The organism is Chitinophagales bacterium, from assembly GCA_019694975.1.
Classification (GTDB): domain Bacteria; phylum Bacteroidota; class Bacteroidia; order Chitinophagales; family UBA10324; genus JACCZZ01.
This window is the reverse complement of sequence record JAIBAY010000003.1, coordinates 516,744-539,184: the sequence shown is the minus strand read 5'-3', so window position 1 is coordinate 539,184 and position 22,441 is coordinate 516,744. Positions and strand designations below refer to the sequence as shown.

Annotated in this window: 16 protein-coding genes; 2 read left to right on the top strand and 14 right to left on the bottom strand. The window is 46.2% G+C overall.

Annotated features, from left to right (window positions below; all coding sequences use genetic code 11):
- Positions 1-259 precede the first annotated feature (259 nt).
- Complete coding sequence (locus K1X61_08485; protein MBX7108666.1) at positions 260-2,680, bottom strand: arylsulfatase; 2,421 nt, start codon at positions 2,678-2,680, stop codon at positions 260-262.
- 482 nt (positions 2,681-3,162) lie between these two features.
- On the opposite strand from K1X61_08485, the gene K1X61_08480 reads away from it, so the two are divergent.
- On the top strand, positions 3,163-4,245 hold the full coding sequence (locus K1X61_08480) for a helix-turn-helix domain-containing protein (GenBank protein ID MBX7108665.1): 1,083 nt from the start codon (positions 3,163-3,165) through the stop codon (positions 4,243-4,245).
- Between the two features lie 103 nt (positions 4,246-4,348).
- Here K1X61_08480 and K1X61_08475 read toward each other — a convergent pair whose 3' ends face one another.
- The 9 genes from K1X61_08475 to K1X61_08435 all read right to left on the bottom strand — a co-directional run bounded on the left by K1X61_08475 (position 4,349) and on the right by K1X61_08435 (position 18,197).
- The gene (locus K1X61_08475) at positions 4,349-5,695 is read right to left on the bottom strand and encodes a citrate (Si)-synthase (protein ID MBX7108664.1); all 1,347 of its coding nucleotides are present in this window, start codon (positions 5,693-5,695) and stop codon (positions 4,349-4,351) included.
- Positions 5,696-6,044: 349 nt separating this feature from the next.
- A complete protein-coding gene (locus tag K1X61_08470) occupies positions 6,045-6,998 on the bottom strand; it encodes an isoaspartyl peptidase/L-asparaginase (protein MBX7108663.1) in 954 nt (317 codons plus the stop codon).
- Positions 6,999-7,247: 249 nt separating this feature from the next.
- The gene (locus K1X61_08465; protein MBX7108662.1) at positions 7,248-8,006 is read right to left on the bottom strand and encodes a DUF2490 domain-containing protein; all 759 of its coding nucleotides are present in this window, start codon (positions 8,004-8,006) and stop codon (positions 7,248-7,250) included.
- Positions 8,006-8,662, bottom strand: a complete 657-nt coding sequence (locus K1X61_08460; GenBank protein MBX7108661.1) for a hypothetical protein — start codon at positions 8,660-8,662, stop codon at positions 8,006-8,008. The genes K1X61_08465 and K1X61_08460 overlap by 1 nt, the downstream gene beginning before the upstream one ends.
- 19 nt (positions 8,663-8,681) lie before the next feature.
- On the bottom strand, positions 8,682-9,095 hold the full coding sequence (locus K1X61_08455; protein MBX7108660.1) for a hypothetical protein: 414 nt from the start codon (positions 9,093-9,095) through the stop codon (positions 8,682-8,684).
- Positions 9,082-10,791, bottom strand: a complete 1,710-nt coding sequence (locus tag K1X61_08450; GenBank protein MBX7108659.1) for an ABC transporter ATP-binding protein/permease — start codon at positions 10,789-10,791, stop codon at positions 9,082-9,084. The genes K1X61_08455 and K1X61_08450 overlap by 14 nt, the downstream gene beginning before the upstream one ends.
- Entirely contained in the window at positions 10,791-11,825 is a 1,035-nt protein-coding gene (locus K1X61_08445) for a hypothetical protein (GenBank protein ID MBX7108658.1), read from the bottom strand. The genes K1X61_08450 and K1X61_08445 overlap by 1 nt, the downstream gene beginning before the upstream one ends.
- 41 nt (positions 11,826-11,866) lie before the next feature.
- Positions 11,867-14,776 carry an SBBP repeat-containing protein gene (locus tag K1X61_08440; GenBank protein ID MBX7108657.1) on the bottom strand — a complete coding sequence of 970 codons (2,910 nt, stop codon included), beginning with the start codon at positions 14,774-14,776 and terminating at the stop codon, positions 11,867-11,869.
- Between the two features lie 52 nt (positions 14,777-14,828).
- Positions 14,829-18,197: an SBBP repeat-containing protein gene (locus tag K1X61_08435; protein MBX7108656.1), complete on the bottom strand. Its 3,369-nt coding sequence runs from the start codon at positions 18,195-18,197 to the stop codon at positions 14,829-14,831.
- A 518-nt stretch (positions 18,198-18,715) separates the two neighbouring features.
- On the opposite strand from K1X61_08435, the gene folK reads away from it, so the two are divergent.
- A complete protein-coding gene (gene folK / locus K1X61_08430; GenBank protein MBX7108655.1) occupies positions 18,716-19,207 on the top strand; it encodes a 2-amino-4-hydroxy-6-hydroxymethyldihydropteridine diphosphokinase in 492 nt (163 codons plus the stop codon).
- Positions 19,208-19,226: 19 nt separating this feature from the next.
- Here the strand turns inward: folK and prs are convergent, their stop codons facing one another.
- From prs to K1X61_08410, 4 genes are all read right to left on the bottom strand, one after another.
- On the bottom strand, positions 19,227-20,141 hold the full coding sequence (gene prs / locus K1X61_08425; protein ID MBX7108654.1) for a ribose-phosphate diphosphokinase: 915 nt from the start codon (positions 20,139-20,141) through the stop codon (positions 19,227-19,229).
- Positions 20,142-20,531: 390 nt separating this feature from the next.
- A complete protein-coding gene (locus K1X61_08420; GenBank protein ID MBX7108653.1) occupies positions 20,532-20,708 on the bottom strand; it encodes a hypothetical protein in 177 nt (58 codons plus the stop codon).
- Between the two features lie 309 nt (positions 20,709-21,017).
- Entirely contained in the window at positions 21,018-21,584 is a 567-nt protein-coding gene (locus K1X61_08415) for a DUF4256 domain-containing protein (GenBank protein MBX7108652.1), read from the bottom strand.
- A 108-nt stretch (positions 21,585-21,692) separates the two neighbouring features.
- Positions 21,693-22,271 carry a DUF1801 domain-containing protein gene (locus tag K1X61_08410; protein MBX7108651.1) on the bottom strand — a complete coding sequence of 193 codons (579 nt, stop codon included), beginning with the start codon at positions 22,269-22,271 and terminating at the stop codon, positions 21,693-21,695.
- Between the last annotated feature and the right edge of the window lie 170 nt (positions 22,272-22,441).

Below are 22,441 nucleotides of genomic sequence, written 5' to 3'. Positions count from 1 at the left end.
GCTTCTAATACAAATTGTGGTGTCAGAGCTGAAGCATCATACTGAAGATGCAGTGAATTATTATGCAGGGATTACAGGAATACAACTTTATCAGTTCAGTCTTTTTAACATGACGCATGACCTGTTCAGTTGCGACTCTGTGAAAGAAAACGGGGAAACGATTATGCTTCCCCGTTTATAATCTGCAATTGCAACCAAAGCTCGTTTGCCGGCCAACCGTCAGGTGAAAAGTAATTACGCTTTACCTATCAGCCAATGATCATTCTTTGCTCAACGCCAGCTGTGCTTCTTTTTCCAGGTCAAGATATTGTTCTTTTCCGGTATTCACTTTTACAAAAGCAATACGTCCGCCTTTAAATTCACCGGGTGATGCATACAATTTACTAACCGGATCTCCGCTGTCATAGCCAACGCATAATCCGTCGCCCACCAGGGTGAATTTACCTACCTGCGCTGTCATCGGACCTGATGCCACTTCTTTGTCATTGACATATAGTTTGGCAGTGCCAATTGATTCTCCGTGCTCGCCTGCTTTTTCTTTTATGAATTCCATGCCGAAGGTGTACTTGCCTTGTTTCAGCACTGGTGATACAAATTGTTGCTGCATGATGCCCAGGAAATTATAAACGTAATACAGCTTATGATCTTTAATGAACAAACTGTGGCCACCAAAGCGTGAGCCATGCGCGAAAATCACGCCCGAAGCATTGGCATCAGTGATTTCTACATTAGCCACTATCTTGTAAGACTTGCCCCTGATATTAACAGCCACCGCTTCCGGTACTGAGCTGGTATGCGGGTAATATGTATAGTTATCTTTCTTCTCTTCTTCCTCCGGCCGTTCAAGTGTTAAAATTTGCGTTGCCGTGCGGTCGTCAAGCGGATAAGCAAAATTTTTCTTTGCTTCTTCATCATACAATTTCTTCAGCGCTTCCAGCTTCTCCGGATTTTCTTTGGCGAGATCTTTTGACTCAGAACGGTCGACATCCGTATGGTACAGTTCCCACTTATCCTGATCGAAATTACCTTTATCAGTGAGCGGCGCATGCACAGCCACTGCTTTCCATCCGTCCTGCCAGATCGCTCTTGTACCGAGCATGGTATAATATTGCACATGTTTCTGCGTGGGATCATCAGGCTTGGCATCGAAAGTATATTTCATCGAAACGCCTGACAATGGATATTGCTCCACGCCACGGTAAACCTTCGGCATTTCCAGTCCGCAGATTTCGAGAATGGTAGGCACAATGTCAACAGCATGATGATACTGATTGCGCACTTCACCATGTGCTTTGATGCCTTTTGGCCAGCTGATCACTAACGGATCAGCAGTTCCGCCGGAGTAGTTGGAATAGCGTTTAAACATCTTAAACGGTGTAGAGAACGCAGCAGCCCAGCCGGTCGGGTAATGCTCATAAGTGTTAGGCCCGCCGAGTTCATCAATCAGCTTCATGTTTTCTGATAACTCATCAGGATAACCGTTAAAGAATTTGTTTTCATTGACTGAACCACTCGGGCTTCCTTCACCGGAAGCACCATTATCGGCGGCATACATGATGATTGTGTTATCATACTGCCCTGAAGCTTTAAGATGGTCGATGATTCTGCCGATCTGCACATCGGTATATTCTGAGAAAGCGGCATAGACCTCGCAAAGGCGGGAGAAGAGCTTCTTTTCATCAGCATTCAGTGAATCCCACGGGCGAACATAATCACCGGGAGCTGCCTGATCTTCCGGCATAGGGTTGAATTCCGTCAGTTCCGTTCCTTTCGGCAGGATACCTCTTTCTATCATTCGCGGTAACACCCACTTCCTGTATGCATCGTAACCGTCATCAAATTTGCCTTTGTACTTGGCAATATAATCCTGAGGCGCCTGATGCGGTGCATGGTTGGCACCGGGGCAATACCACATGAACCATGGTTTGGAAGGATTCGCAGATTTCTGATCACTGATCATTTTGATAGCCTGGTCTGCCAGGTCTTTGGACAAATGGTATCCTTGTTCGGGACCGTATGGCTGTTCGATGGCATGATTATCTTCTGTCAGGTCGGGATAAAACTGGTTTGTTTCACCACCGATGAAACCATAAAATCGATCATAACCCTGTTGCAATGGCCACTGACTCTTGTTGGCGCCGGCAGACAAATCTGTTTCCGGTACATTGTGGTCTTTGCCTATCCAGAAAGTGCTCCAGCCATTGTCATTTAATATTTGTGCCATCGTTACTGCCTGCGCTGGCAACTGGCAGCTATAACCTGGGAATCCATTAGCTCCTTCGGTGATGGCTCCCATGCCATTGAGGTTATGGTTACGGCCTGTATTGATGCAGGAACGCGTTGGCGAACAAAGCGCTACTGTATGCCATTGGGTATAGGTTAAGCCATCGGCTGCGAGCTTATCCATGGTGGGCATGTTAATTCTTCCGCCATAGGGAGACCAGGCACCAAGACCGGTGTCATCATACAGAATGATGAGAATGTTTGGCGAGCCGGCCGGCGCCTTTTTACGGATGTAAGGAGTCCAGTCGGGTTTTGAATCGCGCACATCAATTTTGATTTCGCCATTAAATGCTGACGTTGCCGGTTTATCTGCCGGCGTGTTTTGCTGCTGATTGCAACTCACGGCAAGCACCGCGAGAAGAACAACCGGTAACAGAAAATGAAGCTGCTTTTTCATCAAGGTTGGTTTAAAGGATGAGAGGAATGGATTAACGGGTCAGAGATAATGAGTGGAAAATGAGAATGAGGTTTTTGCGGTATTTGACTAAACGGTGGTTAACAATGGCGGTGCATATGCTTGCTTCAGCCTAACCATTCATCCTTACCCAACTTAATGCCTGCCATTTTGATTGCTGATGCTTTTCAGGGCGAACTATTGAAGCGCTTCTGAAAACCGGCCTGTGGAATTGTTGAAATAGTGACTGCTTAACTTTCAATAATCCGAAATGAAGGTACGCTTATAATATATCTTCTGTAATCAGATTGATATTAAAAGTGTCTATCAGGCAAGATGCAAGACATCTTACCGGCAAATTTCATCTTAGGGGGCAATATCATATCTTGCCGGATATTTCACCAATGCGAAATTTGTCATTATCAGCAATCCCGATAGAGGTTGTTTTTTGTTGGATCGGAGCTTTTTGCGGTGTTCTGACGGGAATGATACTTTTATTTGCAAGGGGAAACAAGGTGATTGCGAACCGGTATCTCGGCATTTTTTTCCTGATTTACTCCTATACATTATTTGTAGGAAGCCTGGCCTTTGAGGATTTCTTTCTCTATTTCCCACACCTGTTCCGGACGGACAGCCCTTTCACCTATGCCATAATGCCGATGCTTTTCTATTTTGTAAAGAGCAGCATAGATTCTGAATTCAGCCTGAAGAATTGGTATTGGCTCCTTTTACTGCCGGCGGCGTTGAACCTGATCGAGTTTATGCCATTGTACCTTTCTTCGCGTGAAGAAAAAATGGCCATCATTGAAAGTTATGCAGCAAAAGGAAGTTACCTGCTGCCCTTTCATTTTCCTGCAAAAGCAACCTGGACGGGATTGCTGATTGCAGTTGATGTTCGGATGATCTTGCAATTCTATAAAAAGAATAAGACGACCTATCAGAAAGTCGCCTCATTTTATCGCTGGATGGCCTGGTTTCATATTTATTTTATCCTGCTCGTGCTTTTCCAGTTCAGCCTGATGCTGGGGCTGCATTTTGAAAACTGGAATCCATATTTCATCTCATACTTCTCGCAGTCCGTATTTGTGCTCATCAACAGCATTACTTTGTTTTTTTATCCTGACATTCTCTACGGCATGCAAACCCTGCAGCGGCGGGTTAAAACACAACCTGCTAAAGCGCCGGTTCAGCGTGATAACACATTTGATGATCAGGTAAGGATTTGGCAGGGAAAAGGGGTTTTTCTGAACCCCAAACTAACGCTGAATGAACTGGCAAAGGATGCAGACATGAATGCAAGGCAACTATCGCAAATGATCAGGAATCAGTCGGGATATGAAGTACGCGACTTTATCAATCAGCAGAGGATTCTGTATATCCGTGAAGTATTTGTGAGCCAACCTGAAAAGCTGCAGGCGCTCACTATTGCGGCCCTGGCAACGGAAGCGGGATTCAGTTCAAGAGCCGCTTTCTACAATGCTTTCAGGAAGTTTACCGGTATAACGCCAAAAGATTTTTTAAAGCAGGTGAACCCTAAACTGACCATCGAAGAAGGGGCTATGGAATAGCAGTCGGTTGCATGTATCAGAGCTATCCTGCAAAGTAGCTTGTCATCATACTAGATGGGAATGACCAATCACCGAGAAATTCCTTTCAGGTTTTCTGGTCCGCTTATTCGGCGACAGCCGTTTCCGGCGCTTCTTTCTTTGCGGCATTCTTCGCAATAAATTCCTTGATCCAGCCCGTGGTGACGGACTTTGGCCGTTCGATGCCCTGGCCGAGTGCGCGGTCCCAAACTAAAGAAGCCAAAACACCCAATGCGCGCGAAACGCCGAAGAGCACTGTATAAAAATCATATTCCACCAGTCCGTAGTGCACTAATAATGAACCGGAGTGGGCATCAACATTCGGCCATGGATTTTTTATTTTACCCGTTTCGCCGAGGATTTTTGGTGCTACGTCATAAACATTCCATACTATGTTCACCAGTTCATCATCGGGGCAATGCTGCCTGGCGAATTCCATTTGAGCGAGAAAACGAGGATCCGTTTTACGAAGCACGGCATGCCCGTAACCGGGTACCACCTTACCTTCTGAAAGCGTTTGCCTGATATATTTTTCGATTTCTTCTTTCGTGAGTTTGCCTTTTCCGAGTTTCTTCTTCATTTCCAGTATCCATCGGATCACTTCCTGATTGGCAAGTCCGTGCAGCGGGCCGGCCAGGCCGTTCATGCCCGAAGCAAAGGACAGGTAAGCGTCGCTCAGGGTAGAACCAACAAGGTGCGTGGCATGCGCAGATACATTACCACCTTCATGATCAGCATGAATAGTGAGGAACAGGCGCATATAGCTGTAGAAGTCGGGTTGATCAAAGCCCAGCATGTGAGCGAAATTAGCTGCCCAGTCGAGGTCGGGATTCGGTTCAATGTGTTTGCCCTTTTTATACGAACGGCGATAGATGTATGCAGCCACTCTTGGAAGGCGGGCGATGAGCGTCATCACATCTTCATACATCGGATCCCAATAATCTTTTTTGCTGATGCCATCGCGGTAAGCCTTGCTGAAATTGGATTCTGACTGCATGGCCATGATGCCGATGCTGAACTGTGTCATCGGATGCATGTCGCGCGGTAAACGGTCGATGGCTTTAAAGACATGCAAGGGTACGATGGCACGGCGTGCCCATACATTTGCAACATGCTGCACATCTTTATAGGTTGGTATTTCATCCAGCAGCAGCAGGTAGAAGAGGCCTTCCGGAAGCGGTTCGCTGCAGGTTTCAAGATGGGGCAGTTTTTCCCTGAGTTCGGGGATCGTGTAGCCGCGAAAACGGATTCCTTCATTGGCATCAAGCAAGGATGTTTCCGTGACGAGCGCGATAATGCTTTTCATTCCGCCATAAGCCTGTCCAATAGTATAAGATCCGAGCACCACGTCGCTGTTGTTCCTGATCAGTTCTTTGATTTCAGCTGCCATCGGACCCGCTTTGGCTGCAAATTTATCTTTGATATAACCCATCTTGGATTGTACGTTTTAAGGATTCAAAATTATAGAAAATTCAGGTTGTAATCTATCAGCAGCATTAATTATTCAAGAATACTGACCACTTGTTTTTTTTCAGACCGGCTTAACCGTATTTGCCTGATGTTACCATTCCATGCCACGGCTTTTGAAAAGTGCATGCATTTGTAAAACCGGAAGATGAGAATGACTGCGTGCAAGCCCTTAATCAGTTTACTTCCGCCATTACATACAAGACCGCGTGAACAGAACAGACATGAAGGCACACTTGTTCCTGAACCGGAAAGAAATTTATGGTTACGGTGAACTGCCTGATTAAAGCGCCGGAGTTTATGGATGAACTATACTACTCTTCATAAACAGACACCTTCAAAATTCCTTTCGTATTAATGTATCCCCTGAACATTCCATCGGTAGTAAACGGCATTTCAATGTGCCCGTTTCTATCCATTGCGATGCATCCGCCCCTGCCGCCTGCTTTAACAAGTTTATCTTTTATGACATAGTTCGCAGCATCATGTAAATTGATAACCCGGTATTGCATCAGTGCCGAAATATCATAGGCGACCACATACCTGATAAATTCTTCCCCTCGGCCGGTGCAGGACACGGCGCAGGTTTTATTGTTGGCATATGTTCCGCAGCCAATCAATGGCGAGTCGCCGATGCGATTGTATTGCTTGTTAACGATGCCACCGGTAGATGTGCCTGCAGCAAGGTCGCCGTAACGGTCTACTGCCACACAGCCCACTGTGCCAAACTTTTCATTAGACAGCTGATTGCCATCAGCAGGTTCAATCATGCCTGTAGTATCGCTGTGATCGAGCGGTGTGGTGTCGCCTCGCAAGGCGCGCTGCAATTGTTCCATGCGATAGGGGGTGAAGAAATAGGAAGTATCTTCCATTGCAAGGCCTTGTTCACGGGCAAAATCCTCGGCGCCTTTTCCTGATAAGAAAACAAACCTGCTGCTATCCATTATGGTTCGCGCAGCGGTAATCGGGTTTTTTATGGTTTTCACACCGGTTAACGCACCTGCCTTCAGTGTTTTGCCATTCATGATTGCTGCATCCATTTCAATCGTGCCATCATGCGTAATCACCGATCCTTTACCGGCATTAAAGAGAACGGAATTCTCCATCACGTTGATTGCGGCAACCACAGCATCCACGCTTGTTCCGCCTTGTTGCAGCACGTTGTAGCCTGCTTTTAAGGCAATCTCCATGGTATCGCGGTAAGCTTTCTCCTGCGCTGCGGAGAGGTTCATTTTTTTGATGTTACTGGCTCCGCCATGGATGGCGATGGCAATCGGGTGGCCGGTAACAGGATTAGTTGACTGTGCCATAACAGATAACGGGAAAATGAGGATGAGTAGAAAAGATGTTGGCAGAAAATATCTGTAAAGAAATTTCATCAGCTGGAAAGTTAGTTATGTTCCATGTTGGCGGAATGAATGTTTAAAGTAAGCTAAGCTGATCTTCATCTGTTCCTCTGCCTGGCTTTCGCAAAAGCATGATACTTTTTGTTGTTGGTTATGCTGACGCTCTTCCATTCAGAACCGGTAATACCAGGTACTGCCGGCAGCATAAACGGTATTGTTGGTTTTCCGGTTGAATCCGGGCGATATTGTGTAATACCATTCACTTCTCAGGTGGTCATTAAAGTTGTAAAAAAATCCGGCGCTGCCACGGAACCGGTCAATGCCGTTTCTCTCCGCATTGTTGAGCGGATAAAAAATTTCTCCGGAAACATAAGGCGACAGAAAGTAACTTATCCTGTACCGGAGCGTAAGCTTATCACGGTTATAAAAAGCGGCGGGCCTGTAATTTTCCGCCGTAAGCTGATCGTAATACTGACTTGAAAACCGCACCCTGGCCGTGAGAGAAAAATTATGGAATCCTTTAGTGTATGCGATGTCGGCCATCAGCAACTGCCGGTTGTCATAAGCGTTGTTGAGATTCCTGCTGAGCACGAAGCGGTAATCCAATCCTAACGTAAAATTGCGGTTCAGTTTGTAGTTGATACCGGCATCGATCAAACAGGTGCCAAGTTCGGCCAGGTTCTGATTAAAGATAGCCTGGTTGAAAAGGGTTAATGAGAAGGAGCGGGAGATTTTTTTTTCGATGTTCAATCCGACAATTCCCCTGAAATCGTTTTGCGGTGAATATGCTGCCTGTGCCTGTATACTTTCCGGGCAAGAAAATAACAACACTGCCAGCAGACAGCATGCAGCAGCACCGGAGTTCCTGAACAGGTCAGATTTTTGTCGTGGTGAACAACGTAATGCCGTATGTACTGAAGAAGTCAGCATTAGTACTCGTAGGTATATTCTTTTGCGTAGATTAATTCACCTTTCTCATTATACACCTTCCGGCTGAGCAGCATGCCTTTCGTGTCGTAGCTGTATTGTGCGCGGCGGGTCAGCTTTCCCTCTTTGTCGTAAGTGTTTTCTTCCGTGAGATCATTAAAGGTGTTATAAGTGCTGATCGTTTTTTCCGTGATGGCACCGGTAGCATCAAGGATGGTTTTTGATGCAACATGATTCCATTTGTCATAAGTGGTATAGACACTTTTAATCACTTTACCATCGGCATCAATCAACCGGTACACCGTTTCATCATTATGGCTGTTGAATTCATACTGCTCGTGCGACTTGATTTTTCCTGTTTGGTCATATTCGATGTTTTCCAGTGCATTGCCCTGATGATCATACCGTGTGAAGGTTTTCCTTTCTGTCGTATCTTTTTTGCGCGCATCAAAGACTGTAACCGTAACGGAACTGATTCCGCGGGAGGAGATTTCGCGTGTTGTTTGCGAAAAAGCGGTGAACTGGATGCCGGCAATTAAACAGAGTGTCAGACCGGTTCTTACAAAGATTGCCATAACAGTTGCCATACGCAATAATTCAGGCGCAATGCTGTATCTGCCTTTGTCCTGCTTCATCGTATGAAACTGATATAATTTCATGGTGTCTTCAGGGATGCATTCATTGAAAAATCCGGAAGGTGTCGAGCTGTATATGATCCTTTCTTCCCGCAATGCTTACTTGTTTCACGACAGGAATGCTGCCATCCGGCGATGTGAGCGTGGAGTCGAGTGAATACACATAAACAGTGTAGTTTCCTTTATAGAGGTACTTGAATTCAAATTGTCCTTCATAATTTGTTTTGATCCGCTGACCATAACTGATATCATCGCCGTACACCAGGTAAACATAGGTGTCGGCGCCGGGATACTCACTGATGAATTCCGTAAAAGTGGAATTGAAATGTTCTGTATACACCGATCCGGCGATGGAGGCATCACCGCCTTTGCCTTCCTGTTTTTTACAGGAAGCAAGCAGGAACAGCGTAAGTGAAAAAACCAACTGCCAATGTATTGATCTGCTAATTGATGTCATGGTAGGAGCGCTGAATTTTATGATGAAGTTCATTCAGGTTAATTATTTGACCGGCTTTCAGCGTTTCAGGTAGCCGGCTGCCGGCAATGATGATGGTGCGCTTTGATGCCAGGCGCTGCAATTCGGCCAGCACCTTTGCCCTGGCATCAGGATCAAGGTCATCAAAGACTTCGTCAATGAGCAGGACTTTTTTCCTGGTAAGGAATGCGCGGGCAAACATCAGCAACTTACGTTGCCCGTTGGAGAGGTTTTTCGCATAGTCGCTGAGGCGGTAATCGAGTGACTGATTACTGCTGCCGCCAACATGGAAGCCAAGCCTTTCCAGCAACTGCGCTGTTTTTTCCCGTTTCTCATCCGCAGTGTTGTATGATATCGCTTTGAATACCGTATTGCCGATAAGCGGAGCTTCATCGGAAATGATTGCTACATTTTTACGCACGGCATTCGGTGCCAGCGATGCGAAAGGCTGATCATCCAGAAAAATCTTTCCGCTGCCCGGCGTATAGATGCCCTGGATGAGTTTCAGCACAGTGCTTTTTCCACTGCCTTGCCTGCCTTGCAGCCAGGTAATAGTGCCGGGTTCGAAACAGCAGGTGAGGTGTTCCACAGCGGGCTGTTGAGCATGTTCGTATTGAAAGGAAACATCTTCAAATACTATTTTTCCTTTTGCAGGAACCATCGTTGCAGGATCATCCCTGCGTTCAACAGGCTGGTTGATGATGCGGAGTAATTTCAGCATGGAAACCTGGCCGAGCTGCCAGACCACATTTACACCGAGCATCCGCCGGATAGAGGACTGAATATACAACAGCAGCAGTATGTAGTTCAGGACATCACCATGATGGAATGCGGCAGGGTTCGTTTCGCGTTCCACCGCAACAAAGTAAAGTACCAGCGCCATTGTGCCGAAAAAAAGCGCCGGCAGGATGGCCTGCACCAAAGCATAAACGCGGTAGTAGTTTATTCCCAGCTCATACATTTTGCGCGACTGACGGTTAAACTGTGTTGTCTCAGGCACTTCGCGGTTAAAACTTTTTAAGGTATAGAATGCCTGCAGCCGTGTGGTGACAAAACCCAGGAGTGCAGACCGTTGATTTCTTCTGCTGATGGTGGCTTTGCGTACAGATTTGTTGAGCAATACTATGATACCGGCAGCCGCGGCTAATCCGGCAATCACGACGGCAGTTAATGTTGTGTTGATGAGCAGCAATACCGTGAAAGCGGCGGTGAGGAAAACAAGATCGCCTGAAAACTGGATAATGCCTTTGCTGATGAAGCGCTGAATGAATGATAAGTCGCCGCTATAGCGTAGCAGGTATTTTCCTGCCGGTTTCAGTTCATGCACCGGCATTGAATGCGACAACTGGGTACGGAAAAGTAATTCGCGCAGGTTACGCGAAAAGCGTTCTCCCACTAAACCGGTAAAATATTTTTCGCCATAAGTAATTACAGATTTCAATATGATCAGTACCAGGAAAAAGAGGAAGAATCCTGACATCGTGTTAACCGACAGATGGAGTGTATCAAAGAGCTTTCCTTTTGCAGAACTTTCATGAAAGGCGAGTTCATAAAATTTACCGATGCTCAGCGGAAGTAAAACATTAAGCAGGCTGTTACCGATACTGGCCACGAAGGTTACGAGCACCAGTGCTTTGTTCCGGGAAAAAAAATCAGCAATAAGCTTGCGTGCATTCATCAGGCAGCTACCAATCTGGAGGAAACCAGCAAGTTATTGAATTTGCCCGTCATGATTTCTTCAATTGTAAGCACCGGAACCGCACAGTTGTTTTTTACTTCTTCAATCAGCAACGGGCTCATGGAAAAGCGGCCGCTGATGAGTGCCGGCGTGATGCCCCATTGCTGCAGAATGTCGAAGCCCTGGAAAGCGCTCAGGCTGTCGCCGCAGCTGAATACCACACTGTGAATGGTTGCCATGAATTCCCTGGAGCGAAGGAGGAAATTTGTTTCGCGCTGCATCAGTCCGTCGGCAATTTCCATCACTATGAAATCAGGTTTTTCATCAGCAATCCTGGCGAGCAGTGATTGGTAGAGGTCGAGCAGTTCTTCTTTCTGACACATGTAAGTGGAAGGAAAACCAAGGTCAGAAAAATCGATTGCCACATCAGCGCCGCAATCATATACGAAGTCTTTGTCTTTGGTAAAGCACGTACCGGTAAACTTAATGAAGGCAACTTTCTTACCCGAATATTTCAGTCCGCGTGCAACATGCGCTGCCGTGGTGGTTTTTCCGCTGTCCATGGTTGAACCGACTGACAGGATCACCTTTGCATTATTCGGTAATTCACCCGTAAATGGAATCCGCTGTTTTTGGTACCATTTGGTATTGATCACTTTGCCAGAATCATCGCAGCAGTAGCCGATCATCCTGATTTTGGTAGGTTCAATATCCTTCAGCAGCGCGTTTTTTGATTTTACCACGCCAATAGCACCGCCCGCGCCGAGGATATCGTATAATTCCATCGGGAAAGTTGGAACATATCCTTCAAACTGTGATGTGGCATATCGATCTGCAAATGCCGCCATGATAAAATCATTTTCGAAGATGGCAGTGATGCGCTTGTCTTCGCCTTGTATCGTTTCATGCCGGCCAAGAGTTATCACCTCAAAGATGGCAACATCACCTGCTGCCGGTACATAGGTTTCTTTGATAGATTCATTCAGGATATACTGCTGAATATCTTTTGTGACGATTGTCTTTTTGATTTTCATGGCGTTGAGGATTATTATTGGTATACGATTGATGTTGATGTTCAGTGAATGAGTTTGCCTGCCTGTATGGTCAGACGGTTGTTAAGTATTGCATAAGTATAGCAGCCGGGTGCAAGTTTGCCGGGAAGTAGCACCGAATCGTTTCCTTTAACAGCTGTTGTGCAGATGAGTCTTCCTGTTACATCAAATAATTGAAATATCAGTTCAGCATTTGACAATCCCGGTGATTGTATATGAAGCACGTCGGTAAAGGGATTTGGAAAAACATTCACCGCTTCATTTTGAGCGATTGAGCGGATGCCCGTTACGGATGCGTATTTGATCACTATCATATCACGTTGCTGACCGTTTTGCCAGCTGCTGCCGGCGATAAACAGATCATTACCGGAAAGCAACATGGTATTTGGTTCATCGAGTGTGTCGGATACACCGTTGTATGAAGTTTGCCAGGCTTCTGTTCCATCGTCATTGTACCGGATGGTGATGATATCAAAGTTCAGATCGGTGGCAGAGCCATTATTCCCGTGACCTGCTACATAGGCATTTCCGAATTCATCTGTGATGATGGCATCAGCGATCGCATCGAGGTTAACGCTGCCGTTTGCTGTTTTATTCCAAAGTTCAGTTCCGCTGCCGTCGTATTTTATGGTTAAGATATCAAGGTTAACAGCAGCCGTATTATCTGCGTCAGTATAACCGGTAACAAGCACATTGCCTGCGGGATCAACTGCAAGGCCTTCGCCAAAGTCGCCTCCGTTGCCGTTGCCGTTGTAACGATTCAGCCACAACTGATCGCCGGAAGGCGAGTATTTCATGGTAATCAAATCAGCGGAGTCGGTTGCGCCGGCACTGCTGCCGGTTACATAAATGTTTTCATTGTTATCGATCGCCATCGCTCTTATCTCATCATTGCCAAAGCCGCCGTCAATGCTTTTTATCCATTGCTGGTTACCATCACTGCTGTATTTGATGAAGAGCATATCGAGGTTGCTGCCATTGAACGTTCGGCCGCCGACGTAAATGTTTCCGGATGCGGCCACCCTCACAAAGCTTCCGCGGTCAGGGCCGTTACCTGTGCCATTATATGACTGGCTCCAAAGCAGGTTTCCGTCAGTGTCATATTTTATGGTTGTTGCATCGTCATTGGAATTCAGTCCTGCGTCGCTGTCGGTGCGGCCGGTGATATAGATATTGCCGGTTGCATCACGCTGCATGTCGTATGCCTTATCATTTTCATGAGTGGGTGAATCAAAATAACGGAGCCATGTTGAATCGCCTGCCGCATCCAGTTTCACTGCGGTAAAATCACCGGAGCTGCCACTGTTTTTTGTGAAGCCGGCGGCGATCAGATGGTCTGTACCATCTATGGTAATTGATTGCCCTTCATCTTCGCTGTCCGGCGATGATCCGTTGATATAACGGGTCCAGGCAGTATCGCCGGTGGCAGTCAGCTTAAGAATAAAGAAATCACGGTTTTGCCCGCGTTGCACTGCATAACCGGCGAGGTATAGATTTCCGGATACGTCCGTTTTCAGGTCACGGATGTTATCGCTGTTGTCGCCGGTACCGTTGAAGTTGCTGCTGAAAAGCTGCGTGCCACTATTATCGTATTTGATGAGGAGTGCATTCCGTTGCTGCTGATTATCTTCTTCATAACCGGCCACAAAGGTATTTCCGCCGGCATTAGCAAGCAGCGCATAACTCACATCATCAAATCCGCCAGTGCCTGCATAAGATTTTGTCCATTGCACAGTGCCGCCGGAGGCGTATTTTATAGTCACCAAATCATTCGAAATCGCCGGTGTGGCATTAATGTCTGAGGTGCCGGTAACGAAAACTTCATTGCCTGCAACGGCTATTGCGGATGGTATGTCGTCATTTCCGGCAGTTCCGTCATATACCACATTCCACTGCAGCACACCATTGGCGTTGTACTTAACAGTTCTGTAATTAAGATTTACAAAAGGGCCGTTATCACCATCACTGCTGCCCGAAACGTACACATTACCGCTGCCATCCACGGCGATGGCGAGTGCACGATCCTGGTCAACGCCATCCACCACTTTTGACCACTGCGTGGCGCCTGAACTATTATATTTAATGGTATAAAAATCATCATTGGATCCATTGCTGCTCCAGCCGGTCACATAGATATTCGCATTGGCATCGATAGCCATTGCCGTGGCGCGGTCGGTGAAATTGCGGTCGCCGTATTTCAGCCATTGCTGTGTTCCCGCCGCATTATACTTAATGGTTACATAATCGTCAAAGGAGCCATTGTAGCTTCGTCCGGTCACATAAATATTGTTGTTATTATCAGTTACCACCTTCACGGCCCTGTCGGTGCCATCACCCAAACCATTGTATCGTTGTATCCATACCTGGCTGCCGGTGGATGAATACTTAATTGTGAGATAATCATCTTTGGTAAGCGGGCCCGGGTCGCTGTCGCTCTGGCCTGTAACAATCACATTTCCCTCCTGATCGAGGGCAATGGAGTTTGGCTGATCATAAGCATTCGCGACATCGTAGTTGTAAACAGCAGACCAGGTAAGCACGCCATTAGGGTCATATTTAATTGTGAGAAAATCATTACCTGCATCCTGGCTTTTGCCAAAGCCGGTCACATAAACGTTTTGTGATCCATCTACCCAGATGGCAGTTACCTCATCCGGTCCGTTGCCTGCGGCGCCTGTCATTGTTCTCCATATTATATTGCCGTCAGCATCTGATTTCTGTACCAGAAAATCACGATCGGTTCCGATATTCACGGAGGACCCTCCTGCATAAATATTACCCGCAGCGTCGGAAGCCATACAGGTAAAACGGTCGGTGTAATCTCCTTCTCCATTATAATGAAAAACCCACTCAGCGGAAGGCTGTGCTGAAACTGCCTGTTGCAGGACGAGAAGATAAAACAGGCAAGCGGCAAATTTTATTTTAGTTGGCATGAGCTGGTTTTAAGCATCAGACAAATCACTGTTTTATTGATGGCAGCATTGATCAGTTTCCTGTTTTTACGATTTTGCAGGTGGTGCGTTTTTCGCCATCATTCACTTGTATCAGGTACGTGCCAGGCAATAAGTGTTCACCCATCGTCAGTATATTGCTGACACGAAAGTATTGTTCGGTTTTCCGGCCAAGCACATCAAAGATGGCGATGTCAGCAACAACTCTGGCAGGAAGCTGTATGGTGAAATTGTTTTCAAACGGGTTGGGTGCCATCATCATGGGCGATGCAATGACTCCTTCTTTGCAGATGATCTGCACTTTTGTTCCTTTGGAAGTATTACTGCAACCATTGGAATTTGTGATGGTCACTTTATATGTACCCGCAGTTTTCGCCGTATAACTGATGTTGGTGGCACCTGCAATGATAGCTGATCCTTTCTTCCATTGATAGGTAAAGCCGGTTCCTGCAGTGGCAGATAGGATGACACTGTCGCCCTGGCAGAATGAAAGCGGACCACCGGCCGTAATTTTCGCGGTAGGTGATCCTTTAACAATAACTTTAACGGTGTCTTGTCCGGCACTGCAGCCGAGTGCATTGGTGCCGCTTACAACATAGGTAGTTGTTATGGCAGGGCTGGCTACAGGGTTGGCAATGACTGCACTGCTGAGACCCGTTGAAGGAGTCCACAAATAGGAGACAGCGCCTGTGGCATTCATATTTACAGAAGCCCCTTTGCAAATGCTTACATCTGCTCCTGCACTCACTGGCGGCGGCGGGCAGTATTTTAATGTAGTTGCATCGAACCCGGAAGTTGTGCCTGTTGCGTAACCGCTTACATAAACGTAACCGGAGGCATCTGCCACTATGCACCTGGGAACATCTTCGTTGTTACCGGTTCCGTTGTACCGTGCTTCCCATTTCCTGTTGCCGGTAGCATCGTATAATAATGTAACATAATCGCTGCCCGAGAATGCCCCAATGCTTTCACCGGTGACAAAAATATTTCCGCCGGCATCGGCAGTGATGGCATTTCCACGGTCAGTGCCGGCAGCTGCTCCGTTGTACCTGTTTATCCAGGATTGCGTGCCGGTTAGTTTATCATAGCGGACGGTAACAATGTCCGCACTGTCGGCGCCGGCAGCAGGTGCACTGCGACCGGTAACAAAAACACCGTCAGCAACAGTCACTACGCCATAAGCGCGATCGGTGCTGTTGCCTGTACCGTTGTAGGAAGAACTCCATTGTAATGCACCTGCATTCTTGTAACGGAGTGTGAGATAATTATCGCCGCTTGCAACAGTGCCGGTATTGCCGGCAACAAACAAATCACCGGTAACGTTTTCCTGTATCATATCACGCGGCTCGTCGTCGAGCAGCCCATTGCCCGCATATACGGATGCCCATTGCTGGCTCAGCGAACCATTATATTTTATAGTGACGATGTCGTAATCGGATCCATTCCAGGTTTTGCCCGTAACATAGGAGCTGTTACCATTGACGATTATCCTTACGCCCCGGTCAATACCATTACCGGAACCATTATACCTGACCACAGCATTTTCATTTCCGATGGAGGAATATTTTACCGTGGCGATATCATAATTGGTGACGGAGGCAGTGCTGTTGGCATCGCTGTAACCGGTTACGAAAACGTTACCGTTGGCTGCATTCACACTGATGGAAGTAGCGACATCCGCTTCATTCACGAAATTGTAACGGGCTGACCAGATCATGTTGCCCAGGGCATCATATTTTATGGTGATATAATCATCGCTGGTACCATTGCCGATGCTGTTGCCGCAAACATATACATTGCCACTGGTATCGAGTGTGATGGCTTTGCCTTCGTCATCCGCTAATGAGAAATCATACGTTTTATACCAAAGGGTGGTGCCGGCAGCATTTATTTTCGCTGTGAAAAGATCTTTACGCTGTTCGGGTGAAAAGACATAGCCGGTCACATAAATGTTATTGGCGGCATCAGCAATCATATCCTGCACCTTATCTGAGAAATCGCCCTTGCCGTTGTAATTTTTTGTCCAGGTAGCCACACCGGTTGCTCCCGCGTACTTTATTACGCTGGCATCTTTTTGCGATGATGCATTGTCACCACCTCCGGCAATGTAAAGATTGCCCGATGCATCGAGCACCATTGCTTCAGCAATATCATCGCTGTTAACAGCGGTGCCGTCGAAGTAAGTGCTCCATTGCAAAACACCGGATGCATTGTATTTGACGGTCAGGAAATTATCAGCTGTAACTGCAGCCAGTGCATTTACATCACTTTTCCCGGTAACGTATACATTACCGGAAGCATCAATAGCCAGATCGTTTGGATCTTCTGCGTTCAATGCAGGATTGCCGAATGTTTTAGCCCATTGTTGCGTTCCGAGGGAATTGTATTTCAGGATAAGAAAATCATAGTCAGTGGTTCCGCCTGAATTGTCAACGTCTGACTGACCGATCACAAATACATCACCGGCGGCAGTAACTTTAATATGATTTCCATAGTCATTGTCCACTTTGTTGAAGAATTTTGTCCATTGCGCAACGCCGGATGCATTGTACTTGATGGTAACCGCATCGTAGTCGCTTGCGCTGGATGAACGGCCGGTCACGTAATAAAATCCGGTGCCATCTGCGCAAATATCTTCACCACGGTCATTACCAAATCCCCTGTTGTAAACGGTGCGCCAGGTTTCTGCTCCGGCGCTGCTATAAAGAATGGTTATTATATCATCATCGAGCAATGAAGCAGTTCTGCCGGTAATCACACAGCCACCTGCATTATCAGCTACAATGCCGTTTCCTCTGTCCGTTGCATTTCCGGTTCCGTTCACGCGTGCCGACCATTGTAGTATGCCCGAGGCATTGTACTTCAGCGTGATAATATCATCATTGGAAACGGCTGTTGAATCGCGGTCGCTGGATCCGGTGATGAAAATATTACCACTATTGTCAACAGCCAGTCCCAGTGGTGAATCATCCTGGTTGAAAGGAGTATAATTGTAGGTAACAGACCATAGCAGTGCACCGGCAGCGCTGTACTTCTGCGTCAAAATATCGTTCTGGTTGATACCGCCTCCGTCGGATTCGCCAGTGACAATGATATTGCCTGAAGGATCCAACGCCATGTAAAAAATCTTATCGGCGCCAAAGCCGGCGCCATTGTACTGCCTGGTCCAGAGTGTATCGCCGGCAGCCGTCATTTTTACCAACAGGTAATCTTTGTCTTTGCCGGTATTGAAAGTATAGCCACCCAGGTAAAGGTTTGCAGCGCCGTCTTGTACCATTGCATTGTAGCGGTCGGAATTATCGCCTGTACCTGATATGCTATTTACCCAAACGGGTGTTGTTTGTGCTGTGGCAAGCTGGTTGAAAAACAGGATTAGCAGGGAAGCATATAAAATTTTCTTCATCGGGACGGGATGTGGCTTAAATGAATGTTAACAGGAATCGGGTGAAGCAGGGATTTAATGATGGCCAAAAATATACGGCAATCTCAGGGCGTTCAAACAAAAAGTGCTGAACAGGGAAAAATCGATTGTGAAACTGATTTAATATATTCAATTAGCGGGTAGGGCATGGTATCAGCACTGGCAAAGGTGGGCCTGTGGAGGGCAAATGCTGCAGTAAGCATGAGCCTTAGCCGGCAACATTAGCTTTGCAAAGCTGTTTGTGAATTGCACTGTCCAATTGAGATAAACTGATTCAGAAAGGGATTCATTTCAATGGAAATACGCTTCCCTTTTTTTTAATTTATTGGGAAAGTAACCGCCAGATATGGAATATTTTGGCATTTCAATTCAAAGTTATTTTGGCTTAATCAAGACATGCTTGAGCTTTTATAAGTTTAAAAAGCAGAATTAAGCTGATCTTGGCAGCGAACCTGGTCTTAAAATACCTGACGGAATAATTATAGCGGGCATAGAAACGGATGAAAATCACCCACACTGTTTACCTCTTAACCGGAAGTAATATCGGCGACAGGCAATTGCACCTGCAGCATGCATTGGAAAAAATAAAAGCAGTGGCTGGCAGCATCATCAGCACCTCTGCTATTTATCAGACACAGCCCTGGGGCGTAATGAACCATGAAGATTACCTGAACCAGGCCATTCAGATCGAAACCCTATTGCCGGCAATAGAGTTGTTTGAAGCACTCCGGGCCATTGAAATCAGCGAAGGTCGCACCGGCAGCGAAAAGAATACACCAAGAACTTTAGACATCGACATTCTTTTTTACGATGACCTTAATCTTGAAGCTGATCAATTGATTATTCCGCATCCAAGGTTGCATCAACGCAGATTTGTACTCGAGCCATTATGTGATATAGCTCCGGATTTCATGCATCCGAAAATTAAAAAAACAGTAAAAGATCTGTTGAAGGATTGTACAGACGGCCTGCAAGTGAAGAAGGTTTCTTAAGTCGCCGCTTATATATGCATCACAACCTTTCTTTGAGCAATCCTGCTACAGATTTGATCTGAAGAAAATCACGCTGCAGGGCTAAGGCATTCGGATGCGTATCGGTGCAGATAATTTTGCTGATAAGGCCACTGTTGCTGATGCGTTGTAATGCATCACCGACAAACAGGCCATGCGTGGTGATAACGCTGATTTCCCTGGCGCCAGCCTGGCGGTAAGCATAAGCGGCTTCTATCAAAGAGCCGCCGGTGCGTATCATATCATCGTAGATAATCACCTTTTTTCCGAGAACGTCAGCGCTGATGGAAGTGATGTGTGTTTCATTGCCGCTCACTCTTCGCTTAAAAACAAATGCGGCGTTCACACCCAAATCGTTGGCCAGTGATTCCACCCATTTGGCTCTGCCTGCGTCGGTGCTGGCCAGCACAAAGTTGTATCCGCCCAGTTCGATGGCAGCTTCCATGATCAGGGGTTTGCAATACACATGCACTGCGCGGAGGGCGCCTTCAAAGTAATGTGGTAATCCTTCCGAGTGCAGATCCATCAGCAGCACACGGTTGCCTAACGATGTTTCAGGAATGGAAGAAAAGAGGATGGCGCGGGTTTTTGCTTTCACCACTTCGCCTTCTTTCACGGCGCGCTCCATGGTTGAATAGCCAAAAAACGGAATGACCAGCGTGAGAGAGATGGCGCCATAGTTCTCGATGGAGCAGGCGAGATCAAAAAGTTCCAGCGTGTCTTCATCGGAAATGGTGCCACCGATTACGATGGCTTCACGGCCTTCGACGTCAGAAAGAATACGCTGATAAATCTCACCATCGGGAAATTTTTTATAAACCGTTTCCCCCGGTTCAAAATGCGCGCCGGCTAAAATCTTATCACGAAGGTAACGGTAACTTTGTGTGCTGAATAAAATTTTGGGTTGAGCGCTCATAATAGTTTCAGTTGTTGCTCATGTATAAATATAACAGCTTAAATATCGCAAATAGATCTGAGATAACTGGCTCAATTTCCCACGCAGTGTACACTGCTGATTATTTTTAGCAGGCATGTTCAATCAGGATATGTTACAGGATCTGCAACTATTGTTTAAAAAATATTATAAAATGCTGAACCGGAGCAGGCATAGTTGAAATATTTATTCTTCAGCCTATAGGCTAATCAAAAATCAGTCAATTACCGTTAAAAGCGTACCCTTCTGTGCCGCATGCCGTTATTCGGTAATGCCTGATGATGGAATTGCATGATACTGCAAATGATAATTTTAACGATGCATGTTTCACTGCACCTTCACCATTTTCACATAATAATCCTTACCGCCGGCCTAAGCATGTAAAAGATAAAATCCATCCGGCAGGGCTTCACGTGCTGCATCGAAAGTTTTGAGATGATCCCCTGAATGCGCATATCCATCACTCAATGTTTTTACCACCTTGCCGGTCACATCCATAAGCCATAGTTGCACAACAGCATGTGTAATAAGATCAAATGTAACACACATGAATTCCTGTTTACGTTCGCAACTGCGCAGCAGCATTTGAATCGCTGTTATGCATGCAGTTTTTCATTTCATTGAATTACCGGCGGCCGTATAAATTACAGATAGTTCTGCAGATGATTAATTCTGAAATCAGCGATGGGAGAGCTTCAGCTACATAGTGGTAATGCAATTCAATCACTCAACTGAGCTGCTTGAAAAATTAAGAGTTAAGAATAGCTCCGCGACTGATCAGGTTTCAGATTAGTGCCTGTTTACTGCTGATAGCCGATAGCAGTTTTGTCAATAGTGTCTGCAAAACAGATTGATGCTTCAGACCCTTAATACGCCGCGAAAGCCTCTTGCCGCATAATAGGATTCAGCACCATTATGGTAAACGAATACGGTGTCATAACGGCGATCACAAAAGATTGCGCCACCCAGTTTCCTGATTGCTGCCGGTGTCAGAATCCAGCTCGAGGTTTTGGTATCGAAGATGCCGAGTTGCTGCAGTGTTCGGTATTGCGCTTCCGATAATAGTTCAATACCCATTTCAGCAGCCATGTTCATGGCACTGTCTTCGGGTTTATGTTCTTTTCTTGTCTCCAGCGCCTCATGATCGTAACAGATGCTTCTCCGGCCGTTCGGGCTTTCCGCTGCACAATCACAAAAGATATATTCGCCTGTGCCTTTATCATAACCAATCACATCGGGTTCACCACCTGTTCTTTCCATTTCATACAGCGACCACAATTTTGCGGGTTGTGCTGCCAGCTTTGCCTGCACGTTCAGCCAATCAATGCCTTGGTGGCGCTGTATGTTTTTTGTAAAACGGGATTTTAAGGTGCTGAGAAGTTCTTCTTGTTGTGCCGCGGAGAGTTTCTTTTTGTTGTTGTTCATCATCTTATTTTTTGTGGGTGGAAGGTTAAATGCTTTTTTCGTCCCGTGTTGCAAGTCACATCATTCACACAACACAACACATCTCCGTGAAGGATGAACCTGAAGGTGTCAGTCATTCAGTCCTTTTCCGTCCAGTATCTGTTGTATGCATTTTGTAACCCTGGCCTCACGCGTTGCTGTCTGTTTTGCTGCGGAAAAATACAACAGGTATCCTCTTTGCCTGCCGGGCGTTAACGCGTAAAAAGCTTTTTTCAGTGCTGCATGGCTGTCTGATTTTCTTTTAAACTCTGCTGCCATAGGAAACTCATTCGTTTTCTTGAGTGTCACCTTCAACCCTGATTTTTCCAAATCCATTGCATGCAGGACATAAGCTTTCAGTATCTTCCTGAGGCGGGTAATTTCCGGCAGGTTCGTAAACCTGATCTGCCTCGACGCCTGAACATTTGCTGATTGTTGCACCAGGATTTTCTCCGGGTCTTTCATCAAGGCACCTTTAAAAAACAGAAGGGCACAGTATTCTTTGAACACATGTATAAGCACGATGTTTTTATGCTCCATCGTATAGCAGGGAGATCCCCACTTCAATTCCTCGTCAAGGCCACCATCCAGCAGTATCTTTCGCAGCATGGCGATTTCCTGCTGCCAGCGTTTGGTTTCCTTAAAATAAAAATCAACTTTTGGATTCATACGGATGATTGCATTGAAGAAGATACTTTGCAGGCAAATACAAGATAAGAAAAATCAAAATTAAGTTGAATTTGAACCTGGCCTTTCTACAACTTTTGCATCTTAGCTTAAGCTGAAGTATTTGATCTTTCCGGCCACACCGAATGGTGGTTATTTGCTTTCGCCGGAAA

Bases quoted from the DNA above. Each gene is read 5' to 3' on its own strand.
- K1X61_08485 (MBX7108666.1), bottom strand. From the start codon at position 2,680: ATGAAAAAGCAGCTTCATTTTCTGTTACCGGTTGTTCTTCTCGCGGTG.
- K1X61_08480 (MBX7108665.1), top strand. From the start codon at position 3,163: ATGATACTTTTATTTGCAAGGGGAAACAAGGTGATTGCGAACCGGTAT.
- K1X61_08475 (MBX7108664.1), bottom strand. From the start codon at position 5,695: ATGGGTTATATCAAAGATAAATTTGCAGCCAAAGCGGGTCCGATGGCA.
- K1X61_08465 (MBX7108662.1), bottom strand. From the start codon at position 8,006: ATGCTGACTTCTTCAGTACATACGGCATTACGTTGTTCACCACGACAA.
- K1X61_08460 (MBX7108661.1), bottom strand. From the start codon at position 8,662: ATGAAATTATATCAGTTTCATACGATGAAGCAGGACAAAGGCAGATAC.
- K1X61_08455 (MBX7108660.1), bottom strand. From the start codon at position 9,095: ATGACATCAATTAGCAGATCAATACATTGGCAGTTGGTTTTTTCACTT.
- K1X61_08450 (MBX7108659.1), bottom strand. From the start codon at position 10,791: ATGAATGCACGCAAGCTTATTGCTGATTTTTTTTCCCGGAACAAAGCA.
- K1X61_08445 (MBX7108658.1), bottom strand. From the start codon at position 11,825: ATGAAAATCAAAAAGACAATCGTCACAAAAGATATTCAGCAGTATATC.
- K1X61_08440 (MBX7108657.1), bottom strand. From the start codon at position 14,776: ATGCCAACTAAAATAAAATTTGCCGCTTGCCTGTTTTATCTTCTCGTC.
- K1X61_08435 (MBX7108656.1), bottom strand. From the start codon at position 18,197: ATGAAGAAAATTTTATATGCTTCCCTGCTAATCCTGTTTTTCAACCAG.
- folK (MBX7108655.1), top strand. From the start codon at position 18,716: ATGAAAATCACCCACACTGTTTACCTCTTAACCGGAAGTAATATCGGC.
- prs (MBX7108654.1), bottom strand. From the start codon at position 20,141: ATGAGCGCTCAACCCAAAATTTTATTCAGCACACAAAGTTACCGTTAC.
- K1X61_08420 (MBX7108653.1), bottom strand. From the start codon at position 20,708: ATGTGTGTTACATTTGATCTTATTACACATGCTGTTGTGCAACTATGG.
- K1X61_08415 (MBX7108652.1), bottom strand. From the start codon at position 21,584: ATGAACAACAACAAAAAGAAACTCTCCGCGGCACAACAAGAAGAACTT.
- K1X61_08410 (MBX7108651.1), bottom strand. From the start codon at position 22,271: ATGAATCCAAAAGTTGATTTTTATTTTAAGGAAACCAAACGCTGGCAG.